Origin of the sequence: Stenotrophomonas sp. NPDC047960 (genome assembly GCF_043204395.1) — a bacterium.
Classification (GTDB): Bacteria; Pseudomonadota; Gammaproteobacteria; order Xanthomonadales; family Xanthomonadaceae; genus Stenotrophomonas.
The window spans coordinates 295,005-319,221 of the sequence record NZ_JBIDBX010000003.1 but is presented as its reverse complement, the minus strand read 5'-3'; the positions used below and the strand labels follow the sequence as shown (position 1 = coordinate 319,221).

At 66.9% G+C, this 24,217-nt stretch carries 22 protein-coding genes; 13 read left to right on the top strand and 9 right to left on the bottom strand.

The features are described from left to right. Positions 1-16 precede the first annotated feature (16 nt). The 7 genes from ACGFZ3_RS09405 to ACGFZ3_RS09375 all read left to right on the top strand — a co-directional run bounded on the left by ACGFZ3_RS09405 (position 17) and on the right by ACGFZ3_RS09375 (position 8,703). Positions 17-1,222, top strand: a complete 1,206-nt coding sequence (locus tag ACGFZ3_RS09405; protein ID WP_392919635.1) for a hypothetical protein — start codon at positions 17-19, stop codon at positions 1,220-1,222. Beyond that, positions 1,213-2,313 carry a hypothetical protein gene (locus ACGFZ3_RS09400; protein ID WP_392919632.1) on the top strand — a complete coding sequence of 367 codons (1,101 nt, stop codon included), beginning with the start codon at positions 1,213-1,215 and terminating at the stop codon, positions 2,311-2,313. The genes ACGFZ3_RS09405 and ACGFZ3_RS09400 overlap by 10 nt, the downstream gene beginning before the upstream one ends. A 63-nt stretch (positions 2,314-2,376) precedes the next feature. Continuing rightward, positions 2,377-3,042 (top strand): hypothetical protein, encoded by a 666-nt coding sequence (locus ACGFZ3_RS09395; protein ID WP_392919629.1) that lies wholly within the window; start codon positions 2,377-2,379, stop codon positions 3,040-3,042. Between the two features lie 18 nt (positions 3,043-3,060). Then, positions 3,061-4,596 carry a CsgG/HfaB family protein gene (locus tag ACGFZ3_RS09390; RefSeq protein ID WP_392919627.1) on the top strand — a complete coding sequence of 512 codons (1,536 nt, stop codon included), beginning with the start codon at positions 3,061-3,063 and terminating at the stop codon, positions 4,594-4,596. 246 nt (positions 4,597-4,842) lie between these two features. Continuing rightward, the gene (locus ACGFZ3_RS09385; RefSeq protein WP_392919624.1) at positions 4,843-6,492 is read left to right on the top strand and encodes a M28 family metallopeptidase; all 1,650 of its coding nucleotides are present in this window, start codon (positions 4,843-4,845) and stop codon (positions 6,490-6,492) included. Positions 6,493-6,680: 188 nt separating this feature from the next. Continuing rightward, the gene (locus tag ACGFZ3_RS09380; protein ID WP_392919621.1) at positions 6,681-7,940 is read left to right on the top strand and encodes a sensor histidine kinase; all 1,260 of its coding nucleotides are present in this window, start codon (positions 6,681-6,683) and stop codon (positions 7,938-7,940) included. Next, positions 7,930-8,703, top strand: coding sequence for a LytR/AlgR family response regulator transcription factor (locus ACGFZ3_RS09375; protein ID WP_392919618.1), 774 nt, complete (start codon positions 7,930-7,932; stop codon positions 8,701-8,703). The genes ACGFZ3_RS09380 and ACGFZ3_RS09375 overlap by 11 nt, the downstream gene beginning before the upstream one ends. Before the next feature lie 59 nt (positions 8,704-8,762). Here ACGFZ3_RS09375 and ACGFZ3_RS09370 read toward each other — a convergent pair whose 3' ends face one another. After that, positions 8,763-9,377 (bottom strand): hypothetical protein, encoded by a 615-nt coding sequence (locus ACGFZ3_RS09370; RefSeq protein WP_392919615.1) that lies wholly within the window; start codon positions 9,375-9,377, stop codon positions 8,763-8,765. 323 nt (positions 9,378-9,700) lie between these two features. Between ACGFZ3_RS09370 and ACGFZ3_RS09365 the strand changes: the two genes are divergently transcribed. Next, positions 9,701-10,615, top strand: coding sequence for an oxygenase MpaB family protein (locus ACGFZ3_RS09365; protein ID WP_392919613.1), 915 nt, complete (start codon positions 9,701-9,703; stop codon positions 10,613-10,615). A 136-nt stretch (positions 10,616-10,751) separates the two neighbouring features. Here the strand turns inward: ACGFZ3_RS09365 and ACGFZ3_RS09360 are convergent, their stop codons facing one another. After that, the gene (locus ACGFZ3_RS09360) at positions 10,752-12,872 is read right to left on the bottom strand and encodes a M13 family metallopeptidase (RefSeq protein ID WP_392919611.1); all 2,121 of its coding nucleotides are present in this window, start codon (positions 12,870-12,872) and stop codon (positions 10,752-10,754) included. Between the two features lie 294 nt (positions 12,873-13,166). Here ACGFZ3_RS09360 and ACGFZ3_RS09355 point away from each other — a divergent pair, with 294 nt between their 5' ends. The 3 genes from ACGFZ3_RS09355 to ACGFZ3_RS09345 all read left to right on the top strand — a co-directional run bounded on the left by ACGFZ3_RS09355 (position 13,167) and on the right by ACGFZ3_RS09345 (position 18,722). After that, a complete protein-coding gene (locus ACGFZ3_RS09355) occupies positions 13,167-16,115 on the top strand; it encodes an EAL domain-containing protein (RefSeq protein ID WP_392919608.1) in 2,949 nt (982 codons plus the stop codon). Between the two features lie 101 nt (positions 16,116-16,216). Continuing rightward, complete coding sequence (locus ACGFZ3_RS09350) at positions 16,217-17,011, top strand: DODA-type extradiol aromatic ring-opening family dioxygenase (RefSeq protein WP_392919605.1); 795 nt, start codon at positions 16,217-16,219, stop codon at positions 17,009-17,011. A gap of 67 nt (positions 17,012-17,078) precedes the next feature. Next, positions 17,079-18,722 carry a Na+/H+ antiporter gene (locus tag ACGFZ3_RS09345; protein ID WP_392919602.1) on the top strand — a complete coding sequence of 548 codons (1,644 nt, stop codon included), beginning with the start codon at positions 17,079-17,081 and terminating at the stop codon, positions 18,720-18,722. Positions 18,723-18,935: 213 nt separating this feature from the next. Here the strand turns inward: ACGFZ3_RS09345 and ACGFZ3_RS09340 are convergent, their stop codons facing one another. Beyond that, on the bottom strand, positions 18,936-19,187 hold the full coding sequence (locus ACGFZ3_RS09340; protein WP_392919599.1) for a DUF3297 family protein: 252 nt from the start codon (positions 19,185-19,187) through the stop codon (positions 18,936-18,938). A gap of 101 nt (positions 19,188-19,288) precedes the next feature. On the opposite strand from ACGFZ3_RS09340, the gene ACGFZ3_RS09335 reads away from it, so the two are divergent. After that, entirely contained in the window at positions 19,289-19,831 is a 543-nt protein-coding gene (locus ACGFZ3_RS09335; RefSeq protein ID WP_392919596.1) for a hypothetical protein, read from the top strand. Positions 19,832-19,912: 81 nt separating this feature from the next. On the opposite strand, the gene ACGFZ3_RS09330 is transcribed toward ACGFZ3_RS09335, so the two are convergent. From ACGFZ3_RS09330 to msrB, 5 genes are all read right to left on the bottom strand, one after another. Beyond that, a complete protein-coding gene (locus ACGFZ3_RS09330) occupies positions 19,913-20,188 on the bottom strand; it encodes a DUF4031 domain-containing protein (RefSeq protein ID WP_392919594.1) in 276 nt (91 codons plus the stop codon). A gap of 14 nt (positions 20,189-20,202) precedes the next feature. Beyond that, positions 20,203-20,700 (bottom strand): hypothetical protein, encoded by a 498-nt coding sequence (locus tag ACGFZ3_RS09325; RefSeq protein ID WP_392919591.1) that lies wholly within the window; start codon positions 20,698-20,700, stop codon positions 20,203-20,205. 138 nt (positions 20,701-20,838) lie between these two features. Continuing rightward, a complete protein-coding gene (gene motB / locus ACGFZ3_RS09320) occupies positions 20,839-21,810 on the bottom strand; it encodes a flagellar motor protein MotB (protein WP_392919588.1) in 972 nt (323 codons plus the stop codon). Positions 21,811-21,819: 9 nt separating this feature from the next. Beyond that, a complete protein-coding gene (gene motA, locus ACGFZ3_RS09315) occupies positions 21,820-22,674 on the bottom strand; it encodes a flagellar motor stator protein MotA (RefSeq protein ID WP_392919585.1) in 855 nt (284 codons plus the stop codon). Between the two features lie 210 nt (positions 22,675-22,884). Continuing rightward, complete coding sequence (gene msrB, locus ACGFZ3_RS09310; protein WP_392919582.1) at positions 22,885-23,352, bottom strand: peptide-methionine (R)-S-oxide reductase MsrB; 468 nt, start codon at positions 23,350-23,352, stop codon at positions 22,885-22,887. Between the two features lie 129 nt (positions 23,353-23,481). On the opposite strand from msrB, the gene ACGFZ3_RS09305 reads away from it, so the two are divergent. Beyond that, positions 23,482-23,865 (top strand): classical arabinogalactan protein 4, encoded by a 384-nt coding sequence (locus ACGFZ3_RS09305; protein ID WP_392919580.1) that lies wholly within the window; start codon positions 23,482-23,484, stop codon positions 23,863-23,865. A 12-nt stretch (positions 23,866-23,877) separates the two neighbouring features. Here ACGFZ3_RS09305 and ACGFZ3_RS09300 read toward each other — a convergent pair whose 3' ends face one another. Beyond that, positions 23,878-24,150, bottom strand: a complete 273-nt coding sequence (locus ACGFZ3_RS09300) for a hypothetical protein (protein ID WP_392919577.1) — start codon at positions 24,148-24,150, stop codon at positions 23,878-23,880. Positions 24,151-24,217: the final 67 nt, after the last annotated feature.

The following is a 24,217-nucleotide window of genomic DNA, read 5'->3' as shown; positions in this document are numbered from 1 at the left end:
GAAGGATTGCGGGACGATGGTTTCAGGGAAGAAGCGTACGCGCGCGCGTAGCGCGTGGCTGTTGTTGTGCGGGTTTGTCTTGGTGGGCACTGCCACCTTCGCCACCGCCGCCCAGGCCGCCGACAAATCGCAGCAGGCCTATTGGGCCGGTTTTGCCTATACCGCCGACCAGAGCGCCGTGGAGGCCAGCACCCCGCGTGCGGCCGCCGTGCTCAAGGCGCGTGGCCTGGCGCCGCTCAACCAGGCCCTGTGGGCGCGGCTGCAGGCACAGCGTCCGGCCAGCCTCGAACTGATTGACCAGCCGCTGGCGATGCTCGATGGCACCACCAGCGCCACGGTGCTGGCCACCGCGCTGGACCGCGAGCTGGTCTCGATCGAACCGATCGGTGGCCAGTACAAGGTGCTGGTGGAAGTGGCGCTGCAGGCACTGTTCTTCGATTTCCGCGAACGCCAGGTGGTGGCGTCTTACCCGATCACCCTGCAGCGCATCGACGTGATGGAGTTCCTGCCGGACGAGGACGACATCGACGCGATCGTCGCCGATCTGCTGTACGGCAGGGCCGCCACCGGCCTGCCGCAGGTGCTGGCCGATACGCTGGCCAAGGCGCAGCTGCCAGCCGCGTCCACGCGCCGCCTGCAGGTGGGCGAAGTGACCTTGTCCGACGCAGTGCGCGCCAGGCTGCCCGACGCGGTGGATGAAAAGGTGCTGCGCGCCACGCTGGCCCACGAACTGTCCAAGACGTTGTCGTCCAACACCGGCATTGGCCTGCTGCCGCCGGCCACCGGCCAGGCGATCGGCGGGGCGATGGCCGCGCGCTTTGCCGACGGCAAGGTGTACCAATTGAAGATCCCCGAGCCGGATTACGTGGTGAAGCTGCGCCTGGATGCGCTGAAAAACGGTGTGGTCAATGAAACCCCGGCAATGAAGACGATGCTGTTCGGCGCGTTCTTCCAGGCCACGGTGGTGGAGCCGTTCTCGGGCAAGGTGTTCTTCGACCAGCCGCTGCGCAAGGGCGCCACCAAGGTGGTGCCGTCGACCCAGTGGCACGTTGACCAGTGGTCGGCCAGCTACGAAACCACCCTGGCCGGCCTGGACGCCTTCGCCGGCGCCGCCGCCAAGCGCGCGGATTCGAAAGCATGGCTGGACGAACAGAAGCCCGGCGGCAAGCCGTTGCAGCAACAGACCCAAGCCCTCCAGGAGTTGATCACCTCATGCCGTTGATTCGTGCCGTACTGCTGATTCTCATTGCACTGATGGTTGCCGCGCCGGTGTCGGCGCAGACCGCCAGTTCCCGTGGCACCGGTTCGGCCAGCTATGGCCTGCGCCTGAGTGCCGATACCCGCGCCCAGGCCCTGAACAAGGCCAAGGTCAACGCACTGGAGGCGTACATCGCCGAATCCGGTGCGGCCAAGCTGCGCCTGTTCGAAGACCGCCGCGCCGAGTTCATCGGCGAAATCGACCGCTACGTGCTGTCGGCCGTGCCGCTGTCGGATACCGAGGACAAGAAGGCCAAGACCTACACCGTCAGCATCCGCGCCGAAATCAACGCCACCCTGCTGCAGACCAAGCTGGATGCCGGCTCGGCCACCGCCGGGGCGCGTGGCAACGAGCGTTCGTTGCTGACCTTCCTGTTCATGGCGCGCTCGCAGGACACCGTGCAGTCGTTCCAGGACAAGGAATACCGCCGCGTCGACGCCAGCCAGAGCTACGACGAGAAGACCCGCGAAGGCGACAGCTTCCGTGGCAACTCCGTAAGCACCAACGGCAGCATCAACCAGAACGCATCGGTGTCGATCACCTCCGGTGGCAGCACCACCGCGCGCAGCGACAACATCAGCTGGAAGGTGGCCAACGCCAACGAAGTGAACACCGCCATGACCGGCGCCTTCAGCGCGGCCGGCTATGAGGTGGTGGAAGCGGAATACGTGGAAGGTGAATCGCGTGGCCTGCTGAGCATCGAGCGCATCCGCAAGGACTTCAGCACCGGCAACGACCTGTCGGCTGCCACCCTGCGTGACACCGCCAACGGCATCAAGGCCGCCAACATTCCGTACCTGGCCGTGGGCACCCTGGACGTGGGCATGCGCGATCGTGATCCGGTCAGCGGCAACACCCGCGTGTTCGTCACCGTCACCGGCAAGGTGCTGGACGTGAGCGGCCGCTTCCCGAAGACCGTGTCGTCGGTGGGCCCGGTGCAGTTCTCCGGTACCGGTCCGAACGAGACCGTGGCCCGCACCAATGCGCTGCAGATCGCCGCCGAAAAGGGCGCGCAGCAGATGATCAACGAATTGAACGTCAAGGCCGTGCGTTAAGGCGTACCGACCAACGGTCGGTACCCGCCGGTTCGCGCCAACATTTTCCAACAAGGACACACCATGATCCGCAAGACCCTCATCGCACTGGCCATCGCCACCACCTTCGCCGCCCCGGCGCACGCGCAGTTCGGCAAGCTGAAGGACCTGGCTGGCGGCGGCAACAGCACCGCAGCCGCCTCGGCAGGCGCCCCGGACGAAGCCGCGCAGGAAGCGCTGGTGCGTCGTTTCGTCGCCTCGCAGTCGCATTCGATCGACGCGCAGACCTCTTTTGCCAAGGCCTTCGGCCTGGCCGAGCAGGTAAAGCTGCTGGAAGCCGAGCGCATGGCGCTGTCGTCCGGCTCGGTCAACGTGGACCAGATGAAGAAGTCGGTCTCGGTCAGCGAAGCCGCCCAGGCCGCGATCGACGAGCGCGTGGCCGCGCAGCCGGAGCTGAGCGCTGAATCCAAGCAGCACTACACCACCGGCCTAGTGGCGCTGGTCGCGTCGGCTGCCGAAGGCCAGAAGCTGAGCGGTGAAGCCAGCAACTTCGCCAATGGCATGAAGAACCTGAGCGGCACCCAGCTGGTCACGGTGGGCCGCAAGTTGGCTGCCGGTGCGTGGGTGGCCAAGGAATCGCCGGGCTACCTGAAGGGCCTGTACTCCTCCTCGAAGGCCGCACTGACCTTCGCCCGCGCCGCCAAGATCAAGGTGCCGGGCAACGCCGAGTCGATGCTCGACAGCCTGTAATAGAAGGAAACGCCGCGCATGCAGACCTCATACCGACTGTTGAGCCTGACCCTCACCGCTACCCTGCTTGCCGCCTGCGGCAAGCAGGAGGCACCGGTGGAGACCACGGCGCCGAAGGCCGAATCCAGGCTGGATGCACCGGCTGAAAAGCCGCTGCGCGGCGCCCCGGATTTCGGCGGCACCACCCAGGTGGCGCGCGAAGCCGAGGGCATCGGCAGCACGCCGGAGCTGGCAGTGCTGGCAGCGCTGCAGTCGGCGGTGGCACAGGTCAATGGCGTGCGTGTCGCCAGCCAGATGCAGAGCCTGCGTGCGGGCCTGCATGTGGACGTGGATGGGGAACACGTCGGCGATATCCGCGCCGACGCGTTCGCCCAGCAGATGATCGCCGCCTCGCAGGGGGCGGTGCTGGGTTACGAAATCCTCTCGCAGGAGGAAGTCAGCCAGCTGGATGAAGAAGTGATTGCCCGCGTGCGCGCCAGCGACGCCGGCTCCCGTTATCTGGGGTCTGGCGCGCAGTCGTTCGAAGCCGACGCCACCCGCCGCACCATGCGCAGCTACTGGAAGGTGCGCGTGCGCGCCGACATCGCCAAGTACCGTGCCCCGGACGAGCAGGGTCGGCCGAAGATCGTGGTGGCCCAGCCGCACGTGCGCAGCGGCACCTACGCCGTCGGCGATGGACGCGTGGCCAGCGAGGAAGTAGCCGCGGCCATTCGTGCGCGCCTGAACGACACGCTGACCCAGACCAAGCGCTTCATCGTGCTGGACCGTGAGTTCGGCGAGGAGATGCAGGCCGAGATCGACCACATCAACAGCGGCAACGTGCGCCTGCAGGACACCGCGCGGCTGGGCCAGCAGCTGGCCACCGACCTGATCCTGATCCCCACCATCGAACGTTTCGAATACCCGCGCAGCGTGCGCAACCTGCGCATGTCCGACCGCCAGGTGACCTCGTATTCGGGCGGCGGGCGCATCACCCTGCGCCTGATCAACGCCACCACCGGTGAGGTGGTGATGTCCGACAGCTTCGACCACCAGCTGGCCTCGACGGGCCCGAGCACCCTGCCGCGCGTGGTGGATGGCAAGGGCATGGCGGCGGCGATGATGGATTCGCTGTCCGGGCAGATCGGCACGGCGATCATCACCGAGATCTTCCCGGTGTCGGTGGTGGCCATGACCGGTGACCAGGTGGTGCTGAGCCAGGGCGGCGAATCGCTCAAGCCCGGCCAGCGCTGGCAGGCGGTGATGCTGGGCGAGGAACTGAAAGACCCGCAGACCGGGCGTTCGCTGGGCCGCAATGAAAGCCCGTGCTGCACGATCCGGGTGGACCGCGTGGCGACGCAGACCTCCTACGGCACCATCGAAGGCGGCGCGGACCTGGGCGGCGCGAACTTCAAGCCGGGTTCGATCGAGCTGCGCCAGTTGGCCGGTGCGGCGAAGCCGACGGCTGCGGCGGCGACCGCAGCGAACGGGGGTGGCGCGGCCAAGCCGAAGCCGGCGCCGGCGCGCGCGGCTGCACCGAAGGCGGCTGCGCCGGCGGAAGATCCGAACTGGTGATTCTGTCGGGGGCTCACGACCAACGGTCGTGAGCTACCACGGATGGCACCCGGACCACGGATGGCACCCGGACCACGGATGGCACCCGGACCACGGATGCCACCCGGACCACGGATGGCACCCGGAAACGGGAATGGCGGCTGCCCTGCCGGTAGCGCACGACCGTTGGTCGTGCGGCGGCCCACGGCCAGCGCCCTTCGGGAATGGGTATCATCGAACGATGATGTCCCTGCCCCGGAGTAAGCAATGAAGCGAGTGGTTTTGAGCGTGCTGGCACTGTCGGTGTCCAGCGCCCTGATGGCGGCGACGCCGAAATTCGATGGCGCGCGGATCTCCGCCGACGTCAAGGAACTGGCCTCCGACGCCTATGAAGGCCGCTCGCCCGCCACGGCCGGCGAAGCGAAAACCATCGCCTTCCTCAGCAAACAGTTCGCGGCCGCCGGCCTGCAGCCGGGCGGCGACCTGAAGGACGGCAAGCGTCTGTGGACCCAGGCCGTGCCGCTGCTCAAGGGCGATATCGTCGGCGCCCCCAGCCTGGCGCTGTCCAGCAAGGGCAAGCCGCAGTCGCTTACCCAGGGCCAGGAAATCGCCGTGCGCGCAGCCATGAACGGTGCCTCCGAGGTCGACATCCAGAACGCCCCGCTGGTGTTCCTGGGCTACGGCGTGAACGCACCCGAGCGCAACTGGAACGACTTCAAGGACGTGGACCTGAAGGGCAAGATCGCCGTGGTGCTGATCAACGACCCGGACTTCGAAACCGGCGAAGGCGACTTCGACGGCAAGGGCATGACCTACTACGGCCGCTGGACCTACAAGTACGAAGAGGGCGCCCGCCAGGGCGCGCTGGGCGTGCTGATCGTGCACGAAACCGCGCCGGCCTCCTACGGCTGGGCCACGGTGGCCGGCTCCAACACCAACACCATGTTCGACGTGGTCCGCGACAACCCGGCCGAGGCGCACCCGCTGCTGGAAGGCTGGATCCAGCGCGACCTGGCGGTGGACCTGTTCAAGCGTGCCGGCCAGGACTTCGAGGCGCTCAAGAAGCAGGCGCAGCGCCGCGACTTCAAGCCGGTGGAGCTGAAGGGCGAAACCTTCTCGGCCAAGTACGCGGTGAAGACCGAGGTGATCACCTCGCACAACGTGGCCGCGCGCCTGGAAGGCAGCAAGCACCCGGATGAAACCGTGGTGTACAGCGCGCACTGGGACCACATCGGGGTGGGCAAGCCGGATGCGAACGGCGACACCATCTTCAACGGCGCGCTGGACAATGCCAGCGGCACCGCCTCGCTGGTGGAACTGGCCCGTGGCTTCGCCAAGGGCAAGCGCCCGGAGCGCTCGGTGCTGTTCCTGGCCGTGACCGCCGAAGAGAAGGGCCTGCTCGGTTCGGAATATTACGCCAGCCACCCGCTGTACCCGCTGGGCAAGACCGTGGCGGTGATCAACATGGACGGCATGGCGCCGTTCGGCCCGTCGCGTGATTTCGGCATCTACGGCTCGGCCAAGCTGGAACTGCTGGACCAGCTGAAGGACGTGGCCCAGGGCTGGGACATCCGCTACACGCCGGACCCGAAGCCGGAAGCCGGCCTGTTCTTCCGTTCCGATCACTTCCCGTTCGCCAAGCGCGGCGTACCGGCGGTGTCCTACTCGGCCGGCCAGGACTGGGTGGACGGCGGCGTGGCCGCAGGCAAGGCGGCCTCGGACGACTACACCGCCAAGCGCTACCACCAGCAGGGCGACGAGTGGCAGCCGGACTGGAAGTTCGCTGGCGCCGCCCGCGATCTGGAAGTGCTGTACACGCTGGGCAATCAGCTGGCCAATTCCCGCAGCTGGCCGAACTGGAGCGATGACTCCCAGTTCCGCGCACCACGCGACGCGTCGGCCGCCGACCGTAAATGATCGAAACCACCCCGCCGGCGCTGCCGGCGGGGAATGCGGCGCCGCAATGCTGCCGGCGCGGAACGGGAAGTGCCGACTGTTACTGAAGATTCCTCCTTCACCACCGTTTTCAGGGCTTTCGTCGCATCCCGCTTGTTCCCCCGGGCGGCAGGGCTATCCTCACACCATCCCATCGTGAAGACGCCGCCGTGTTTGCCAGCCTTTCCCTGATTCTCCGTATTCTGGTGGCCTGGGCCGCGGCGATCGTCGTGGCCGGGTTCGTGTGGAGTGGCTTCTTCCACGGCATGGATGAAGGCCCGGGCTGGGTGTTCGGACTGCTGGCGCTGTTCCTGATGATCACCGCGCTGGGCAGCTGCATCACCCACCTGCGTCGCGTCTCGACCCTGGCCGGGCACTTGGACGCGGCCACCCTGTCCAGCCGCCAGCGGCGCCAGATCGAACTGCCCATGGATGCCGGCGAGGCCTTCAGCCTGGTCGAACAGGCGATCAAGGAACTGCCGCGCGTGGAAGACATCGAAAGCGCCGCCGGCAGTCTGCAGGTACGTGCCTACGTGCGTCGCGTGGACCCTTACAACGGTCGCCCGCCGTCGCGCTGGAACCTGCCTGCGCGGCTGGCGATCAAGCGCAACAGCGTGCTCGCCACGGTGACCCCGGGGCAGGGCACCAGCAGCGTGACGCTGGTGTTTGAACCCGATGCCGGAGTATGGGCCGACCTGCTGGCGGTGGATGAAGGCAGCAACTACGAGAACGCCGAAGCGGTCAGCCGCGCGATCACCCGCCGGGTGTCCGAACAGCGCCGCGACGAGCAGGCCGCGGCCGAACAGACCGCCACCGAAAAGGAACTGTCGGTGGCCCGTTTGAACCTGCTGCATGCGCAGGTGGAGCCGCACTTCCTCTACAACACGCTGGCCAACGCGCAGGTACTGACCCGCACCGACCCGCCGCGCGCCGATCAGATGCTGGGGCACCTGATCCAGTACCTGCGCAGTTCACTGCCGAGCGTGGACGAATCGATGTCCACCCTGGGCGTGGAGCTGGAGCGCACCAAGGCCTACCTGGAGATCCTGAAAATCCGGATGGGCGCGCGGCTGGCGCTGCAGGTGGACGTGCCGCCGGTGCTGGAAACCCTGCCGCTGCCGTCGATGGCGCTGCAGACCCTGGTCGAGAACGCGATCAAGCACGGGCTGGAACCCAAGCCGGGCGGCGGCACCGTGTGGATCATCGCGCGCGCGTTCGATGACCACGTCACCCTGACCGTGGCCGATGACGGTCTGGGCTTCGGCCAGGGCAGCAGCGGTACCGGTATTGGCCTGAAGAACCTGCGCGAACGGCTGCGCCTGACCTGCGGCGAACGCGCCGGCGTGGCCATCGTGTCCAACTTCCCCAGCGGCGTGGCGGCAACGATCACCCTGCCGCGCGATGCACGCGAGGCGATCCATGCTGCTTGATGCCCTCATTGCCGAAGACGAACACCTGCTGCGCCAGTCGCTGGTGGCCCAACTGCAGCGCTTGTGGCCGGAACTGCGGCTGGTTGCCGAATGCGAGGACGGCGCCAGCGCGCTGGAGCGGCTGGCCGAACTGAAACCGGACCTGGCCCTGCTCGACATTCGCATGCCGGGCATCAGCGGCATTGAAGTGGCGCGCGCGCTGCCCGAGATCAGCCCACGCACGCAGGTGGTGTTCGTGACCGCCTACGACCAGTACGCGATCGATGCGTTCGAGCAGGGTGCGATGGACTACCTGCTCAAGCCGGTCAGCGATGAGCGCCTGCTGGCCACGCGCGAGCGCATCCTCGCGCGCATGCAGCTGGGACGGCCGGACAACGCGATGCTGGAACAGCTGCTGCAGCGCCTGGGCCAGCAGCCGGGGATGCACTCGAACGCACCGCCGCTGGCGTGGATCACCGCCAGCAATGGCCGTGATACGCAGCTGATCATGCTTGAAGACGTGGTCTATTTCCGCGCCGACAGCAAGTACACCACGGTGGTGACCGAGGCCGGCGAGAGCCTGCTGCGCACCCCGCTGCGCGAACTGCTGGACGTGCTGGACCCGCAGCGGTTCCGCCAGATCCACCGCTCCACCATCGTCAACATGAAGGCGGTGGCCGCAGTCAGCCGCGACGACAGCGGCCGTGGCCAGCTGCGCCTGAAGCAGCGGCCCGAAGTGCTCAACGTAAGCCAGCCGTTCATGAGCCTGTTCCGCGGCATGTAGAAAAACAATGCCACCGTGTTCGCGCACGGTGGCATGGGATCGCCCTGGACCTCGTGGGGTCAGAAAGCCGGTTGCAGGTGCAGGTTCTGGCCGGGGTCGGGTTCGCCGATGTGGTTGAGCTGGCCGACCAGTTCCGAATGCTGCTTCATGCGCCCGATCTCACGCATGATGCGGATGTCTTCGTGGCGCAGCTCGCGCCTGGCGGTGACCGCCTGCTTGTAATCGAGCACTTCCGGGTAAAGCTGGGCCATGTCCAGCGCTTCGGCCACGCATTCCACCGTATCGGCATCGGAGGTGATCCGCGCGCGGCTGTTGAACGCCTTCATCCAGCGCTCGAAACCGGCGGTGTGGTCGAACATGTTGGCCATGAACCAGATCACGAACAGGATCGAGACCCACGAGCCGAACACGATCACCACGCGGGTGAAGGTGATATGGAAATCGTCCTTCCACAGGTAGTTGGCGATCAGGCCGAGGATCAGCAGCGAGGCCGCCTGCCAGCCGACGATGGACGCCATGAGCCATTGGCCCTTGGCCTTGGCCAGGGTGGCCACTTCTTCGCGGATCTGCTGCTCACTCTTGTTGCGCCAATGCGCGACCTGCTTTTCGAACGGGCTGCCGTAGAGCTCGTTGTCCTGGAGCAGTAAACCCAAACCTTTGAACAAAGCGATCATCACGGGCTCCTTCGGGAACGTGCAGCGGCGCATTTGGACGGACGGTGAGGCGGCTTCAGTTCTAGCACTTTCATTTCGCTTGGCAATGGGCAGTGCGACAAAACGCCGCAGGGGGGTTAACTGAATAGGGCGGTCGCAAACTTTTTTGCGCGATGCATCATTAAAAACTTCCCGAAAAACCGAAAAACCAGCCCCGTTTTCTGCTGCACCCGCACAATTCAAAGGCGGGGAGGCCCGGGCGCGTGGCCCAGGCGTCGTAGATCACGCAGAATTGACGCAACCGCGCAGGATCGCGGCCCTTTCGACCCCCTGGAAGCCCCCTGATGTCGTCACTGCTGCACCGTCTTACCGCCCCTGCCACCGTGCCGATCCGGCGCTGGGTGCTGGGCGCCTTTCCGCGCGGGCAAAGCGGCATCGATTACGACCATCCGCTGGGCGACCCGGGCTGGTTCGGGCCGGACAGTGTTACCTGGCGGGTGCATGCCGAGTTTCCGGGGATGCTGGCCGGTGGGCTGTGCGCGCTGATGCTGCAGACCCTGCACCCGCTGGCGCTGGCCGGGGTGTACGACCATTCCAACTTTCGCGATGACCTGGTGGGGCGGCTGCGGCGGACCACGGCGTTCGTGGCGTGCACCAGCTACGGGCCCACGGGCGAGGTTGAAGCGCTGGTGGCGAAGGTGAAGCGCATCCACGCGCGGGTGCGTGGGCAGACCCCGGACGGGCAGGCGTACTCCGCTGACGATCCGGCACTGCTCACCTGGGTGCATGTGACCGAGGCGTACGGGTTCCTGCAGGGCTACCGGCGGTATTGCCGGGACGTGCCCGCGGAGATGGCGGACCGCTACTACGATGAGTACCGGCGCGTGGCTGAAGCGTTGGGTGCCACCGGGGTACCGGCATCGGAAGCGGATGTTGCGGCATATTTCGCACAGCAACGCACGATGCTCCGTTTCGACACACGCTCGCGCGAAGTGCTGGAGGTGCTGTCAAGCATCCGCCTGCCCGTACCGATGGCGGGGCTGTCGCGCGAACTGTTTCTCGGCGCCGGTGCCGCACTGCTTCCCGAGTGGGCCACCACGATGCTGGAGCGCACGTCGCTGCAACGCACCCAGGCACGCGCCTCGGCGCGCTTGCTGCAGGGCATGTCGCCGCTGTTCCGCCGCGCGCTGCAGGATGGCGTGGCGGCACGTGCCTGCGCACGCGTCGGCGTGCCAGCAGGCACGCTCGCCCATTGGTGAACCGGAACGCATCGGCGTTGGGATCAATGACTCATCGGTGCACGGGTCAATGACGCATCTCAACGTCATGCGTCACCGCGCCGATCATTGTTATCGGCAGTCGTTTGGGAAACGGGCGCCGAAGCGCCCGTCTTTGTCACCACACCTTGACCCGCTTTTCCGGGGCCAGGTACAGCTTCTGCCCTTCCTTCACCTCGAACGCGGGGTACCACGCGTCCAGGTTGCGCACGGTGAGCGCGCGGAACTGGCCAGGCGCGTGCACGTTGGTCAGCAGCGAATTGCGCAGGGCCTGCTCGCGCGCCTTGCTCCGCCATGCCTGGGCGAAGCCCAGGAAGAAACGCTGGTCCGGGGTGAAGCCTTCCAGGGTCTGGCCGGGCTTGCCCTGCAGCGACAGCTGGTAGGCGTCGTAGGCCGTGGCCAGACCGGCCACGTCGGCGATGTTCTCGCCCAGCGTCAGGCGGCCGTTCACTGACACGCCCGGGAACGGCTGGTAGCTGCTGAACTGCGCAGCCAGTGCATCGCCGGCGGCGTTGAACTTCTTCAGGTCTTCGGCCGTCCACCAGTTGTGCAGCCTGCCGGTTTCATCGAACAGCGCACCGGCGTTGTCGAAGCCGTGGCTGATCTCGTGGCCGATCACCGCACCGATCGCGCCGTAGTTCACGGCATCATCAGCGGCCCCGTCGAAGAACGGGGGCTGCAGGATCGCGGCCGGGAACACCAGGCGGTTTTCCAGCGGCACGTTCATCGCGTTGATGGTCTGCGGCAGCATCGCCCATTCGCTGTGGTCCACCGGCTGGCCCAGCTTGGCCAGGTTGCGGCGGTATTCGAACAGGCCGGCGCGTTCGGCGTTGCCCAGCGCATCGTCGCGCTTCACTTCCAGGCCGGTGTAGTCGCGCCACTTGTCCGGGTAGCCCATGCCCACGGTGAGACCCTCGACCTTGGCCTTGGCGTGTGCCTTGGTTTCCGGCGACATCCATTCCAGCGCGTCGATGCGCTTGGCGAAGGCGGCGATGATGTTCTTTGCCATCTCATCGGCGCGCGCCTTGGTGGCCGGGTCGAAGTGCTTTTCGACATACAGCTTGCCGATCGCTTCGCCCACGGCGCTGTTGCTCTCATCCACCGCACGCTTCCAGCGCTCGCTCTGCTGCGGGGTGCCATTGAGGGTGGTGCTGTGGAAGGCGAAACGCGCATCGGCCAGTGCCTTGGGCAGGTACGGCGCGGCGCGGTCCAGCGCGTGGAAGGTCAGGTAGTCCTTCCACACATCCAGCGGTTCGGTGGCGACCAGGCGCGAAATACCGGCCACCGCCTTGGGCTGCCACACGATGAAGTCGTCCTGCTTGTCCAGGCCGGCGGCGGCCAGGAACGCGGCCCAGTCCATGCCCGGCGCCTTGGCGCTCAGGTCGGCCTGCTTCCACGCGTTGGCACCCTTGGCCACGTCGTTGGTTTCTTCCTGGGTGGCGTGCGCCTGGGCGATGCGGGTCTCCAGCGCCAGGATGCGCTGCGCCTTGGCGGCCGGGTCGGCCACGCCGGCCAGCTGCAGCACCTGGGCGATATAGGCCTGGTACTGCTTGCGGATCTCGGCCATGCGGCCGCCCTGCAGGTAGAAGTCGCGGTCGGGCAGGCCCAGGCCCCCCTGCACCAGGTACGGCGCGTTGCGATCGGGCTGCAGCAGATCCACCGAGACCCAGGTGCCGAACAGGCGGTCGGTGTAGAAGTTGGTGGCGTTGAGCAGGTCGACGTCGGCGCGCAGGGTGCCGCCCAGGGCGGTGGCCAGCGCGGCCTTGTCGCCGATGCCGCCGATGGCGTCCAGCTCGGGCTTGATCGCGCCCATGCCGCGCGATTCGATTCCGGCCTCATCCATGAAGGCGGCGTAATAGTCGCCGATCAGCTTGGTTTCACCGCTGGCCTGGGTATCGGCGGCGGCGCCTTCGAGGATGGCGCGGGTGTCGGCCAGGGTTTTCTCGGAAATGACGTTGAAGCTGCCGTAGCTGGAACGGTCGGCCGGTATTTCGGTGTTCTTGACCCAGCTGCCGTTGGCGAAGCCGAAGAAGTCATCGCCGGCAGCGACACTGCGGTCCATGCCGGCGGTATCGAAGCCGAAGCTGCCCAGTTGCGGCTTGGGTGCGGCGGGCGGGGCGGCGGCATCGGCGGCGGGCGGGGCGGTCGGCGCGGCCGCATCGCGGTCGCAGGCGGCCAGGCCCAGCGACAGGCTGGCGGCGATGGCAAGCATCAGGGTGGGGCGGCGCAGCTTGGACATGAACTTCTCAGGCGACGGGGAAACGCCAAGTCTAATCCGCGGCCCGGCCCTGGAACCGGCCGGATCTGGCGGGAATTGTGGCCGCATTCGGCTCCGTCAACATGTGACGGCTATCGCACCCCTTCCCGCGCCGGGCGGGCTGGTGCATGCTGGGGTCACGGCGCTGGGCCAAGGCCTTGCCCGTGGGAAACGGGCAAGACAGACGTCAAGAAACTGCGACGTCGGCCGCTCAGGTTTGGGGAAACCAGGAAGCGTTTACATGAAGTCAGGCCGTCACCGGGGTAGAGGTATGCGATGCCCGCATTGAGCCAGCCCATGGCGCGGCCGCTGCGGACGATCGTGTGGCTGGGCATCGGCCTGGGCCTGCTGCTGGGCGCCGGCCTGGTGGTGATGCTGCTCAATGATTACCAGCGCCGGCTGGAGGCCGCGCAGCGGCAGAGCACGGCGCTGGCCACCGGTTCGCAGCGCCTGCTGCGGCTGGAGCTGCGCAACCTGGAACGCGCCATGCGCGGCATCGCCGCCGACGGCGCGCAGCTGTTCGAGCGCGTGCCGGCGCAGGCGCCAGACCTGCTCGACGACGCCATCGATGGCGTGCTGCAGCGGCATGCCGAGCTGGAAAGCATCGTGGTGGTGGACCAGTTCGGCCGCGCCCTGACCAGCGGCAGTGGCGATCTGACCCTGCCCCTGTGGGCGGTGGAGCCGCATCGCGGTGCAGAAAGCCTGCTGTACCTGGGTCCCCCGCAGGACCTGGGCATGCGCCGCTGGGTGCTGCCGCTGGCGCTGCGCATGGGCGAGGACCGTTGGCTGCTCAGCCGGCTGCATACCAGTGAACTGCAGTCGATCATCAGCGGGCTGGATATCGGGCTGCATGGCGTGCTCTCCATCAGTGATGTCGGCGGCCATGTGCTGGCGCGCAGCCCCGACAACGACGGCCTGACCGGCCAACAGTTCAAGCTGCAGCGGCGCGACCTGGTAGGCAGCGACTCGGTGCTGCCGCTGGGCGTTGAAAACAGTCCCATCGACAAGGTCGAGCGCATCACCACCCTTACCACCCTGGCCGAGTACCCGCTGGCGGTGTACGCCGGGCTGGGCCGGCAGGACGTGCTGGCGCCGTGGTGGCCTTACGTGCAGGCCTCGATCGGCCTGTACCTGCTGTACTGGGGTGCGTTCGCGCTGGTCTACACCAGCCTGCGCCGCGCCACCCGCCGCCAGGATGCGATGAGCGAGGAACTGCGCACCGGCCATGCCGAACTGCGCATGGCCCACCAGGTCGGCAAGATCTGCACCTGGACGGTGGACGAGGATGCCTCGGTGCTGCGTTGGTCGCCGCTGGCGCGCGATGTATTCGGCATCCACCTGGATTCGCTGCCGGTGGCCGAATTCTTCAACCGCGTCCACCACGAGGATGTGCAGCGGCTGCAGGCCGCGTTCGACGATGCGTTCGCCGGCAACGGCGTGCTCGACGAGATGTTCCGCATCGTGCTGCCCGGTGGCACCACGCATTGGGTGTCCGCGCGCGGCCAGCAGGTGGGCGCCAGCGACCGCGAGCGGCGCATGATCGGTGCCCTTACCGACGTGAGTGAGCGGGTCCAGGCGCTGGCGCGCGCGCAGCAGGCCGAGCGCCAGTTCCGCCTGCTGTTCGACCGCAACCCGGCGCCGTTCTGGGTGTTCGACCCGGACACGCTGCGCTTCCTGGAAGTGAACGAAGCGGCGGTCCGTCAATACGGTTACAGCCGCGACGAATTCCTGGCAATGAGCATCCTCGATATCCGCCCGCGCGAAGGCTGGGAGGAAATCCGCGGGGCGATCGCCAATGCCGCCAACGGCGACCTGCAGGATGCCAAGGTGCGCCTGCACCGGCGCAAGGATGGCACCGTGTTCGAAGTGCGTGCGCACCTGGCGCGGCTGGACTTCGACGGGCGCCAGGCCTGCCTTGTACTGGCCGAAGACATCAGCGACCGCATGGCCTATGAGCGCGACCTGGCCTACCACGCTACCCACAACCCGGCCACCGGCCTGCTCAACACCCGGGCGCTGGCCGCGCAGCTGGACGAGGAAGGCGGCAGCTACACCATCGCCTATGTGCAGTTCCGTGGCCTGCAGCTGGTGGCCGACACGCTGGGCCGCGAAGTGGGCGAGGTGGTGCTGCAGGCCATGGCCAAGCGCCTGGGCGGGCTGGGGGTGCGCTATGGCTTGCTGGCATTCCAGCCTGCCGAGGATTTCATCTTCGCCATCCGCGACGACCACGAGCGCCAGACCGCGCTGGATACGCTGGTGCAGACGGTATCCGAACCCGTGCGTGGGCAGGACTGGCTGCATCAGTTCGAGCCGCGCATTGGCGTGGCGGTGAAGTTCGACGGCGATGTGGTCAGCGCCGAGCAGGTGATCGGCATGGCTGCACAGGCCGCGCATGCCGCGCGTGACGAGGGCAGCGTGATTGCCTGGTTCGACAGCGCGGTGAGTTCGCGGCTGGCTGACCGGCTGCGCCTGGCCGGGCGCATCCACAGTGCGATCGATGCCGAATTCGCGCTGTATTTCCAGCCGATCTGCCACGCCAGCGACGGCAGCCCGGCCGCGCTGGAGGCCCTGCTGCGTTGGCCGCAGGCGGATGGCAGCTTCATTCCGCCGGGCGAGTTCATCCAGCTGTGCGAAGACACCGGGTTGATCCTGGCGCTGGGTCGCTGGGTGATCCGCGAAGCAGCGCGGGCGCAGCGGCAGCTGGTGGATGCCGGCTGGGACCTGCCGATCGCGGTGAACGTATCTGCGGTGCAGTTCTTCAACAGCGACCTGGTGGCTGAGTTCAGCCGCGCCAGCCAGGAGTTCGGGCTGGCGCGCGGGGCGCTGCACGTGGAGCTCACCGAAAGCAGCCTGATGCGCAAACCCGGCCAGGCCAAGCAGACCATGCAGCGCATGCACGAGCAGGGCATCTGCATTTCGCTGGATGATTTCGGCACCGGTTATTCGAACATGTCCTACCTGCAGCACCTGCCGCTGGATATCCTGAAAATCGACCGCAGCTTCGTGGCCGATGTGGAAACCAATCCGCGCAACGCCTCGATCTGCCGCGCGCTGTTGTCGCTGGGCCACAGCATGGGCCTGACTGTGATCGCCGAGGGCGTGGAAACCCCGGGCCAGTACGAGTGGCTGGCGGCCCACGGCTGCGACCAGGTGCAGGGCTTCCTGCTGGGTCGCCCCGCGCCGCTGCTCGATGTGATCGGGCGGTTGGAGCTGGCCGCAGTGTGAAGGCGCTTGTTCCGTATGTGGAACTAATATCTGTTTTTTTGGCAATTTAACTTCACTGATATTGGCAATAGGCTGACCTTCTGGATTCCCGGAGCTCCGCCATGAACCGCCTGCCGTCGCTGTACATCTCCCATGGTTCGCCGATGACCGCCCTGACTCCCGGGCTGGTGGGCGTGCGCCTGGCCGAGCTGGCCGCGCAGCTGCCGCGCCCGCGCGCGATCGTGATGGCCTCGGCGCATTGGCTGACCCGCCAGCCGGTGGTGGGCGGGCACCCGCAACCGCCGACGATCCATGATTTCGGTGGCTTCCCGCAGGCATTGTTCGACCTGCAGTATCCGGCGCCGGGCGACCCCGCCCTGGCCGGGGAGGTCGCGCAGCGGCTGGCCGCGGCCGGACTGCCTGCCGCGGTGGACCCGACCCGTGGGCTCGACCACGGCGCGTGGGTACCGCTGCGCCTGCTCTACCCGCAGGCCGACATCCCGGTGGTGCCGCTGGCGCTGCAGCCGCTGCAGGGCCCTGCCCACCAGTTCGCGCTGGGCCGCGCGCTGGCACCGCTGCGCGGGCAGGGCGTGCTGCTGATCGGCTCGGGCAGCATCACCCATAACCTGCACGATTTCCGCGAGTACCAGCGCGGCGGCGAAGCGCCGTACGTGCGCCCCTTCATCGAATGGGTGGAGCAGCGCCTGCAGGCCAACGACAGCGCCGCGCTGCTCGACTACCGCCGGCAGGCGCCGCATGCCGAACGCGCGCACCCCACCGACGAGCACTTCCAGCCGCTGCATTTCGCCCTCGGCGCGGCCGGCGGTGACGTGCTGGGTGCGCAGCGCATCGATGCCGGTATCGATGCGGGCATGCTGGCGATGGACATCTACCGCTTCGATGGCGAGGCGGCCTGACGTCGCCGCTGTAGGGCGCGGTTCGGGATGGGTGTGGTAATTTTTTTCCAGGCTCTCTGGAAAATGCATGCATACGATTGAAGTCGTCCTGGCGATGCTGGTGGCGGTTGTTGCCAGCGGCTACCTGGTCCGCGTACTGCCGTTGTCGTTGCCGCTGCCGCTGGTCCAGATCGGCCTGGGCGCGGTGATTGCGGGGGTGTTCAACCGCGGGCATGCGCTGGAACCGGAGATGTTCTTCCTGCTGTTCCTGCCGCCGCTGCTGTTTCTGGATGGCTGGCGCATTCCCAAACAAGGCCTGTTCCGCGACAAGGGCGTGATCCTGGAGCTGGCGTTCGGGCTGGTGGTGTTCACCGTGATCGGCGCCGGCCTGCTGATCCACTGGATGATTCCGGTGATGCCGCTGGCGGTGGCCTTCGCGCTGGCGGCGATCATTTCGCCGACCGACCCGGTGGCGGTCAGCTCGATTGCTTCGCGCGCGCCGATTCCCAAGCGGCTGATGCACATCCTGGAAGGCGAATCGCTGTTGAACGATGCGTCCGGCCTGGTCTGCTTCCGCTTCGCGGTGGCCGCGGTGATGACCGGTACGTTCTCGCTGGCCACGGCCTCGGTGACCTTCCTGTGGGTGGCGGCGGCCGGCCTGGCGATCGGCGTGGCGGTGACGCTGGGCGTGTCCACCTTCCAGCGCTGGCTTTGGCGGCGCTTCGGTGAAGAGCCGGGCGCGGCGTTGCTGGTGAACCTGCTGATTCCGTTCGCGGCCTACCTGCTGGCCGAAGAAGCCAACGCCTCGGGCATTCTCTCGGCGGTGGCCGCCGGCATCACCATGAGCTACGTGGAGCTCACCGGGCGGGTGTCGGGCAGCATGCGCGTGCAGCGCATGGCGGTGTGGAACATGCTGCAGTTCTCCTTCAACGGCATCATGTTCGTGCTGCTGGGCGAGCAGCTGCCGGGCATCGTGGAACGCGCCATGACCACGGTGAGCGAAAGCGGGCACCACAGTGCCTGGTGGCTGCTGGTGTACGTGGTGGTGATCAACCTGGCGCTGGTGCTGCTGCGCATGGCCTGGGTGTGGTTGTCGCTGCGCTGGAGCCTGCTGCGTGCGAAGCATCGCGGTGAAGCGCGGCAGGGCACCTCCTGGCGGATCGTAGTGGCCACGTCGCTGGCCGGCGTACGCGGTGCCATCACGCTGGCCGGTGTGCTGACGCTTCCGCTGTTCCTGCCGGATGGCAGTGCGTTTCCGGCGCGCGACCTGGTGATCTTCCTGGCCGCGGCGGTGATCCTGGTATCGCTGGTGGGTGCCAGCGTGGCACTGCCGCGCCTGCTCAAGGGGCTGGAGCTGCCGGCCGATTCGGGCGAGCGCAAGGAAGAAGACCTGGCGCGGCGATTGGCCTCCAAGGCCGCACTGGCCGGGGTGGAGCGCATGCGCCAGCAGCTGGTGCAGAACCAGACCACCGACAACGTGCAGCTGTACAACGATGCCGCCTCGCGGGTGAGCCTGCTGTACCAGCGCAACCTGGAAAAAGACCAGGGTCCGGATGCGGATCCGGAAAAGGTAAAGCGCATGGAGCAGGGGTACCGGCAGCTGCGCAGTGCCGGTTTGACCGCCGAGCGCGAAGAACTGTTCCGGTTGACCCGGCGCGGGCGGATTTCCGACGAGATCTCGCGCAGGCTGATCCGCAACCTGGACCTGCTGGAAACCCGGCAAAGGGATTGAGGCGCGGGGGAATTCACCGCACGGCAATCGAACGTGGGAATGGCCGGGGACGGGTAGGGTCGGTTCCCAAACGACTGCCGATAACGCAGATCGGCACGGTGACGCATGGAACTTCGGCGAAAAAACGCGTTTCCGCCAACGGTCATGCGTTCCCGGGCCAATCACCGATACCGGCGGTTGTTTGGGAACCAACCCTACCAGTGGTGCCGCTGCTTACGCTTCGGGCTTCTGATCCAGGTAATACGCCACCACGGTGCCCTTGACCTTGATGGTCATCGGGTTGCCACGGCGGTCGCGGGCCTTGCCGGCCTGCACGCGGATCCAGCCTTCGCTGACCGAATACTCTTCAACGTTGTCGCGCTCGACATCGTTGAAGCGGATGCCTACGCCGCGCTCCAGCGCCGCGGCATCGTGGAAGGGGCTGGCCGGGTTGATCGCCAGGTGGTCGGGAGGGGTATCGCTCATGGTCATTGGATGCTGACAGCCACCACGGCCATCTTCAGGCGCACAGGATAACCGTAGGGTGGCCGTGGCAGAATGCCTGCCTGTCTCCAGGAATACCGGCCATGCCCGACAACAGCGACTATTTCGACTTCGAAGAAGACGAACGCGATTTCGACGAAGACGATTTCGAGGCCCGGATCTGGAATCTGTTCGTGCTGATCAACCCGGGCGATGAAGAGCTGGGCCTGCAGCAGTTCAACCGCTGGCGCGAGGCGCTGCTCGAGAATGGCGAGGAAATCGACGAGGACGCCGACTGGCTGCCGCCGTTGATGACCGCCATTGCCTGGCAGTCCGGCTTTGAGGTGGAGCGTGAGGACACCGATGCGCTGGTGTCGGCGGTGAACGAACTGGCCGCGCGCTGGAACCTGCAGCTGGATTGGGGTGGCGACCTGGACGACGAAGATTTTGCCGCGGATGTGGACGCGCCGAAGCTGATGGGCACCGCTTACGACCGCCTGCGCGAGCACAACTACTCGCTGTGGAGCGTGGATACCGGCAATGGTGGGCTGGCCGGCTGGATGGCGCTGCAGCGCGATGATGACGCCATGCTGGCGCTGTGTTCGCTGCTGGGGGTGGAAGTGCGGCCGGGGTCGGATCCGTTCTGATTCACCCGACCAACGGTCGGGTGCTACCCGTGGAGTGCGATCGGCGGGGGCGTCACGGGCGTGGGGCGGCCGGCGGGGGCGTTACGCGGTGTATTGCGATCTGGCGTTGGCGATGACGGCTTTGAGCAGGTCCCGATCCGTGTGCCGGGAGATGGCGGTCGCGCCCAGCGCGATGGCCTGCAGGCGCAGGGGCGCGGGGACGTCGTAGTGGGCGCCGCTGCGGCGGTTCTGGAACGCCCGCCGCGGAATCCCGAGCTGCGCCGCCATGGCGTGCAGCTCGGGCAGGGTGTCGGCCATCAGATGCGCCCAGCGCTCGCCGCGCCAGGGGTGGACCGCATCATCGATATAGACCGTCACCGGGTGGCCGTGGCTCAGGCCTGCGGCTTGTCGTCGCTGGCGGCCGGGGTGGCCTCGGCGGCGTCGGCAGCCGGTTCTGCGGCCTCGGCGTCTTCGGCGGTGGGTTCAGCGTCCTGGCCTTCTTCGCCTTCCACGCCTTCGAACTCGGAGACCAGCTGGCTCAGGTACTCGTCGGCGGTCTTGCCTTCATCGGCGGCCAGGTCGTCGATCAGCTGCTGCAGCTGGGTCGAGTACTCCAGGGTGACCTTGCGGCCCTCCTTCTCCTGCACGTTGGAGAGGTGCTTGAGCATGGCCAGCATCGGTACCGGGTTGTCGGCGTTGCCCATGGTCTGGCCGCCGATGGCCAGCAGCCATTCGGTGCCCTGCAGCCCGATCGCGGCGACCACCTGGCCTTCCTCGTTGGTCAGCACGGCGTGGTTCTGCACCGGCTGCTGGGCGTTGAGGCGGTTGATCGGGCGCTTGGGCTGGAGCTTCTTGCGCTTGTCGCGCTTGGCCTTGGACTGCTTGGACATGGAATCGGTCTGTCTGGAGGAGAAAGACCGCCATTGTAATGGGGGATCGGTGGGGATGCTGGGAAGGCCCGTTCGCGCGAACGGGGATGCCGCGATTTTCGGGTAGGTAACGACCGTTGGTCGTTACCCTCTGGGCCGTCAGGGCGAGGCGGAGGCCGGCGCTGCGGCCGGGGCCGGGACGCCCTGGGCCGCCTGGATGTCGGCGTCGTGGACGGTGGGCGACAGCGCCACTTCCTGGCCCGAACCGGCCAGGGCGGCGGCTTCGGCGGCCTTGGTCATCACCACGATGCTGATGCGGCGGTTGATCGGGTTGTCCGGCTGAGTCTTGTCGAACAGCACCGACGAGGACAACCCGACCACGCGGGTGACCTTGTCCTCGGCCATGCCGCCATCGAGCAGCGCACGCCGGGCGGCGTTGGCGCGGTCGGCGCTGAGCTCCCAGTTGCTGTAGCCGTGTGCGGCGTTGTAGGCCGTGGTGTCGGTGTGGCCGGTGATGCTGATCCGGTTCGGCACGTGATTGATGAACTGCGAAAGCTCGCCGAGGATGTCGCGGGTATAGGTTTTCAGCGCCGCGCTGCCCATGTCGAACATCGGCCGGTTCTGCTTGTCCACGATCTGGATGCGCAGGCCTTCCGGGGTCAGGTCCAGCAGCAGCTGGTCCTTGAAGGGTTCCAGCGCCTGGCTTTTGCTGATCGCTTCTTCCAGTTCCTGCTTGAGCACTTCCAGCTGCTTCTTTTCCCGCTCGCGCTCGTCTTCCTGCGGCACCGGGCGTTCGGCCTGCTGGTTCTGGAAGGGATCGTTGCTGTTGCCGCGCGAGACATCAGTGGCGCCGCCCAGTTTGATCATTGACGTGCTGGCGCCGCCCGGGCCGGCCATGCCCGGCGCGGGCGTGGGGCTCTGCCCGGTGAGCGGGCTGGGGTTGCGGAAATACTCGGAAATGGAGGCACGCTCGGGTTTGGTGGTGGCCGCCATCAGCCACAGCACCAGGAAGAACGCCATCATGGCGGTCACGAAGTCGGCATAGGCCACTTTCCAGGCGCCACCATGGTGCGCGCCGTGGCCGCCCTTCTTGACCCGGCGAACGATGACGGTGGGTTTGTTCTCGGCCATGGCGCTGCCTTACTTGACCGTCTTGAGATGTTGTTCGAATTCGCTGAAACCCGGGCGCACGTTGGACGGCAGGGTCTTGCGGGCGAACTCCAGCGCGATCTTCGGGTTGTAGCCGCGCAGGCAGGCCAGCAGCGCGGTCTTGACCGATTCGTAGATGCGGCTGTCCTGCTCGGCGCGCGCTTCCACCGCCGCGGCCAGTGGACTGACGAAGCCATAGGCCAGCAGGATGCCCAGGAAGGTACCGACCAGCGCGCCGGCCACGTGTGCGCCCACTTCGGTGATTTCGCCGCCGATCGAACCCATGGTGATCACGATGCCCAGCACCGCGGCCACGATGCCGAAACCGGGCAGGCCGTCGGACACCTTGTTGAGCACGGCCGAGGGCTGCATCGCTTCGGCGTGGTGCTTTTCCAGCTCCATTTCCAGCAACGGTTCAAGCTCGTGCGGTTCGATGTTGCTGCCGATCATCAGGCGCAGGCAATCGGTGATGAAGTCCACCAGGTGGTGGTCGGCCTGCACCTTGGGGTAGTTGGCGAAAATGGCGCTCTCGCCCGGGCGTTCGACATGGTCTTCGAGCGCCATGAAGCCCTCGCGACGCGCCTTGTTCAGCAGTTCGTAGAGCAGGCTCAGCACATCGATGTAGTCCTGCTGCTTGTAACGCGGGCCCTTGAACACGCCCACCGTGGCCTGCAGGGTCTGCTTGACGGTCTTGACCGGGGTGCCGACCAGGAACGCGCCCAGCGCCGCGCCACCGATGATGACCAGCTCATAGGGCTGCCACAGCGCGCCGAGCTTGCCGTGCGCGCCGACATAGCCGCCGAGCACGCTGAGGATGACGATCAGGAAGCCAACAATGATGAGCATGGGGCGGACGCGGCGGTGGGGGATATCACCATGTCGGCCTGGCGCGCGCGTTCTGAAGGGGGGCGTGGTCGGACGTCACACTTTTGGCTGGCGCGTCATACCCACCAACGGTGGGTATCTACCAAGGAGCCGGCCCGGATGTGACCCGGGCGCGGGGCCGGCCTGGCGCGGTAGGTGCCCACCGTTGGTGGGCACGCGGTCTGCGCGGGCTCAACCCGCTGGCTGGGCCTCGGCGCCACCGCGCTGCAGCGGATCCGGATACGGCTGACCGTTGGCGGTGAACTGCAGCGAGACCGAATTCAGGCAGTGCCGCTCGCCGGTCGGTGGCGGGCCGTCCGGGAAGACGTGGCCAAGATGGCTGTCACAGCGGGCGCACACGATTTCAGTTCGCACCATGCCATGACTGACATCACGGATTTCGCGCACATGGGCCGGGTCGAACGGGGCGAAGAAGCTCGGCCAGCCGGTGCCGGAGTCGAACTTCGTGCTGGAACGGAACAGCGGAAGGCCACACAGGCGGCAGCCGTAGACGCCGTCCTGCTTGTTATCCAGGAATACCCCGCAGAACGGGGCCTCAGTGCCGTGCTGGAGCAGGACGCGGCGCTCGTCGGCGCTGAGCCCGTCTACGAGGGCGGCGCGTTGGGCGTCGCTGGGCGGGGAGAGATCGAATGCGGTCATGGGCAGTCCTCGTGGGGATGACAGGAAAATGGGGGCGGCCGCCGCCGGGGGCAAGCGCTGACGACATTCATGGTGCTGACACGCACGGGGGCGCAGGGTGAACGCATGTTCCCTCGTGAGTCTGCCGCCATGAAACGTTTCTTCTGGGGCGCCGTGTCGCTGGCCGTGCTGGTGCCGTTGGGCGCAGCCGCACAGATGCCCGCGCCCCGCAAACCCACCGAGACCCGTCCGGTCACCACCCCCGTGCCCGCGCAGGCGCCGATGCCTGCACCGGTGAAAACCCCGGCGCAGACCACGCAGCAGCTGCGCACCCACCCGATCCAGAGCCAGGGACCGGCGCAGGTGGTACCGCCAGCACCGCCGGCCACCACTGCCCCACCCAAGGTGTATGACCGCCACGGTCGCATCGTGCCGGGCATGAAGCAGGCCGGCCCGAACCGCGTGCTGGACACCCGCACCGGGCGCTACTACGACGCGGTGCCGACCGGCGATGGCCAGCGCATCAAACCCTGATGCATGAACGTTTTACAACCGATGCCCGCAGTCATCGGTGTCAAGGCCGCAGCTCACTGCAATTTCGCCTGCGATTAACTGCTTCTCGCCGAGTCTGTACGTGCGCCGCAACAGCGCGCATCCCCAAGCTAAGAAGGTGCAGTCATGGCTAATCAGCAGAAGGGCAATCCCGGCAAGATGCCGCAGGAACAGCAGGGCCAGCAGAACCAGAAATCCGGCCAGCAGAACCAGCAGCAATGGGATCAGCAGAACCAGAAAGGTGGCAAACAGCAGGACCAGCGCCACCAGGACCAGAAACAGCAGCGTTGATGCCTCTGGTCGGCAGCTACACGGGCGGTGCGCGCAAGCGCGC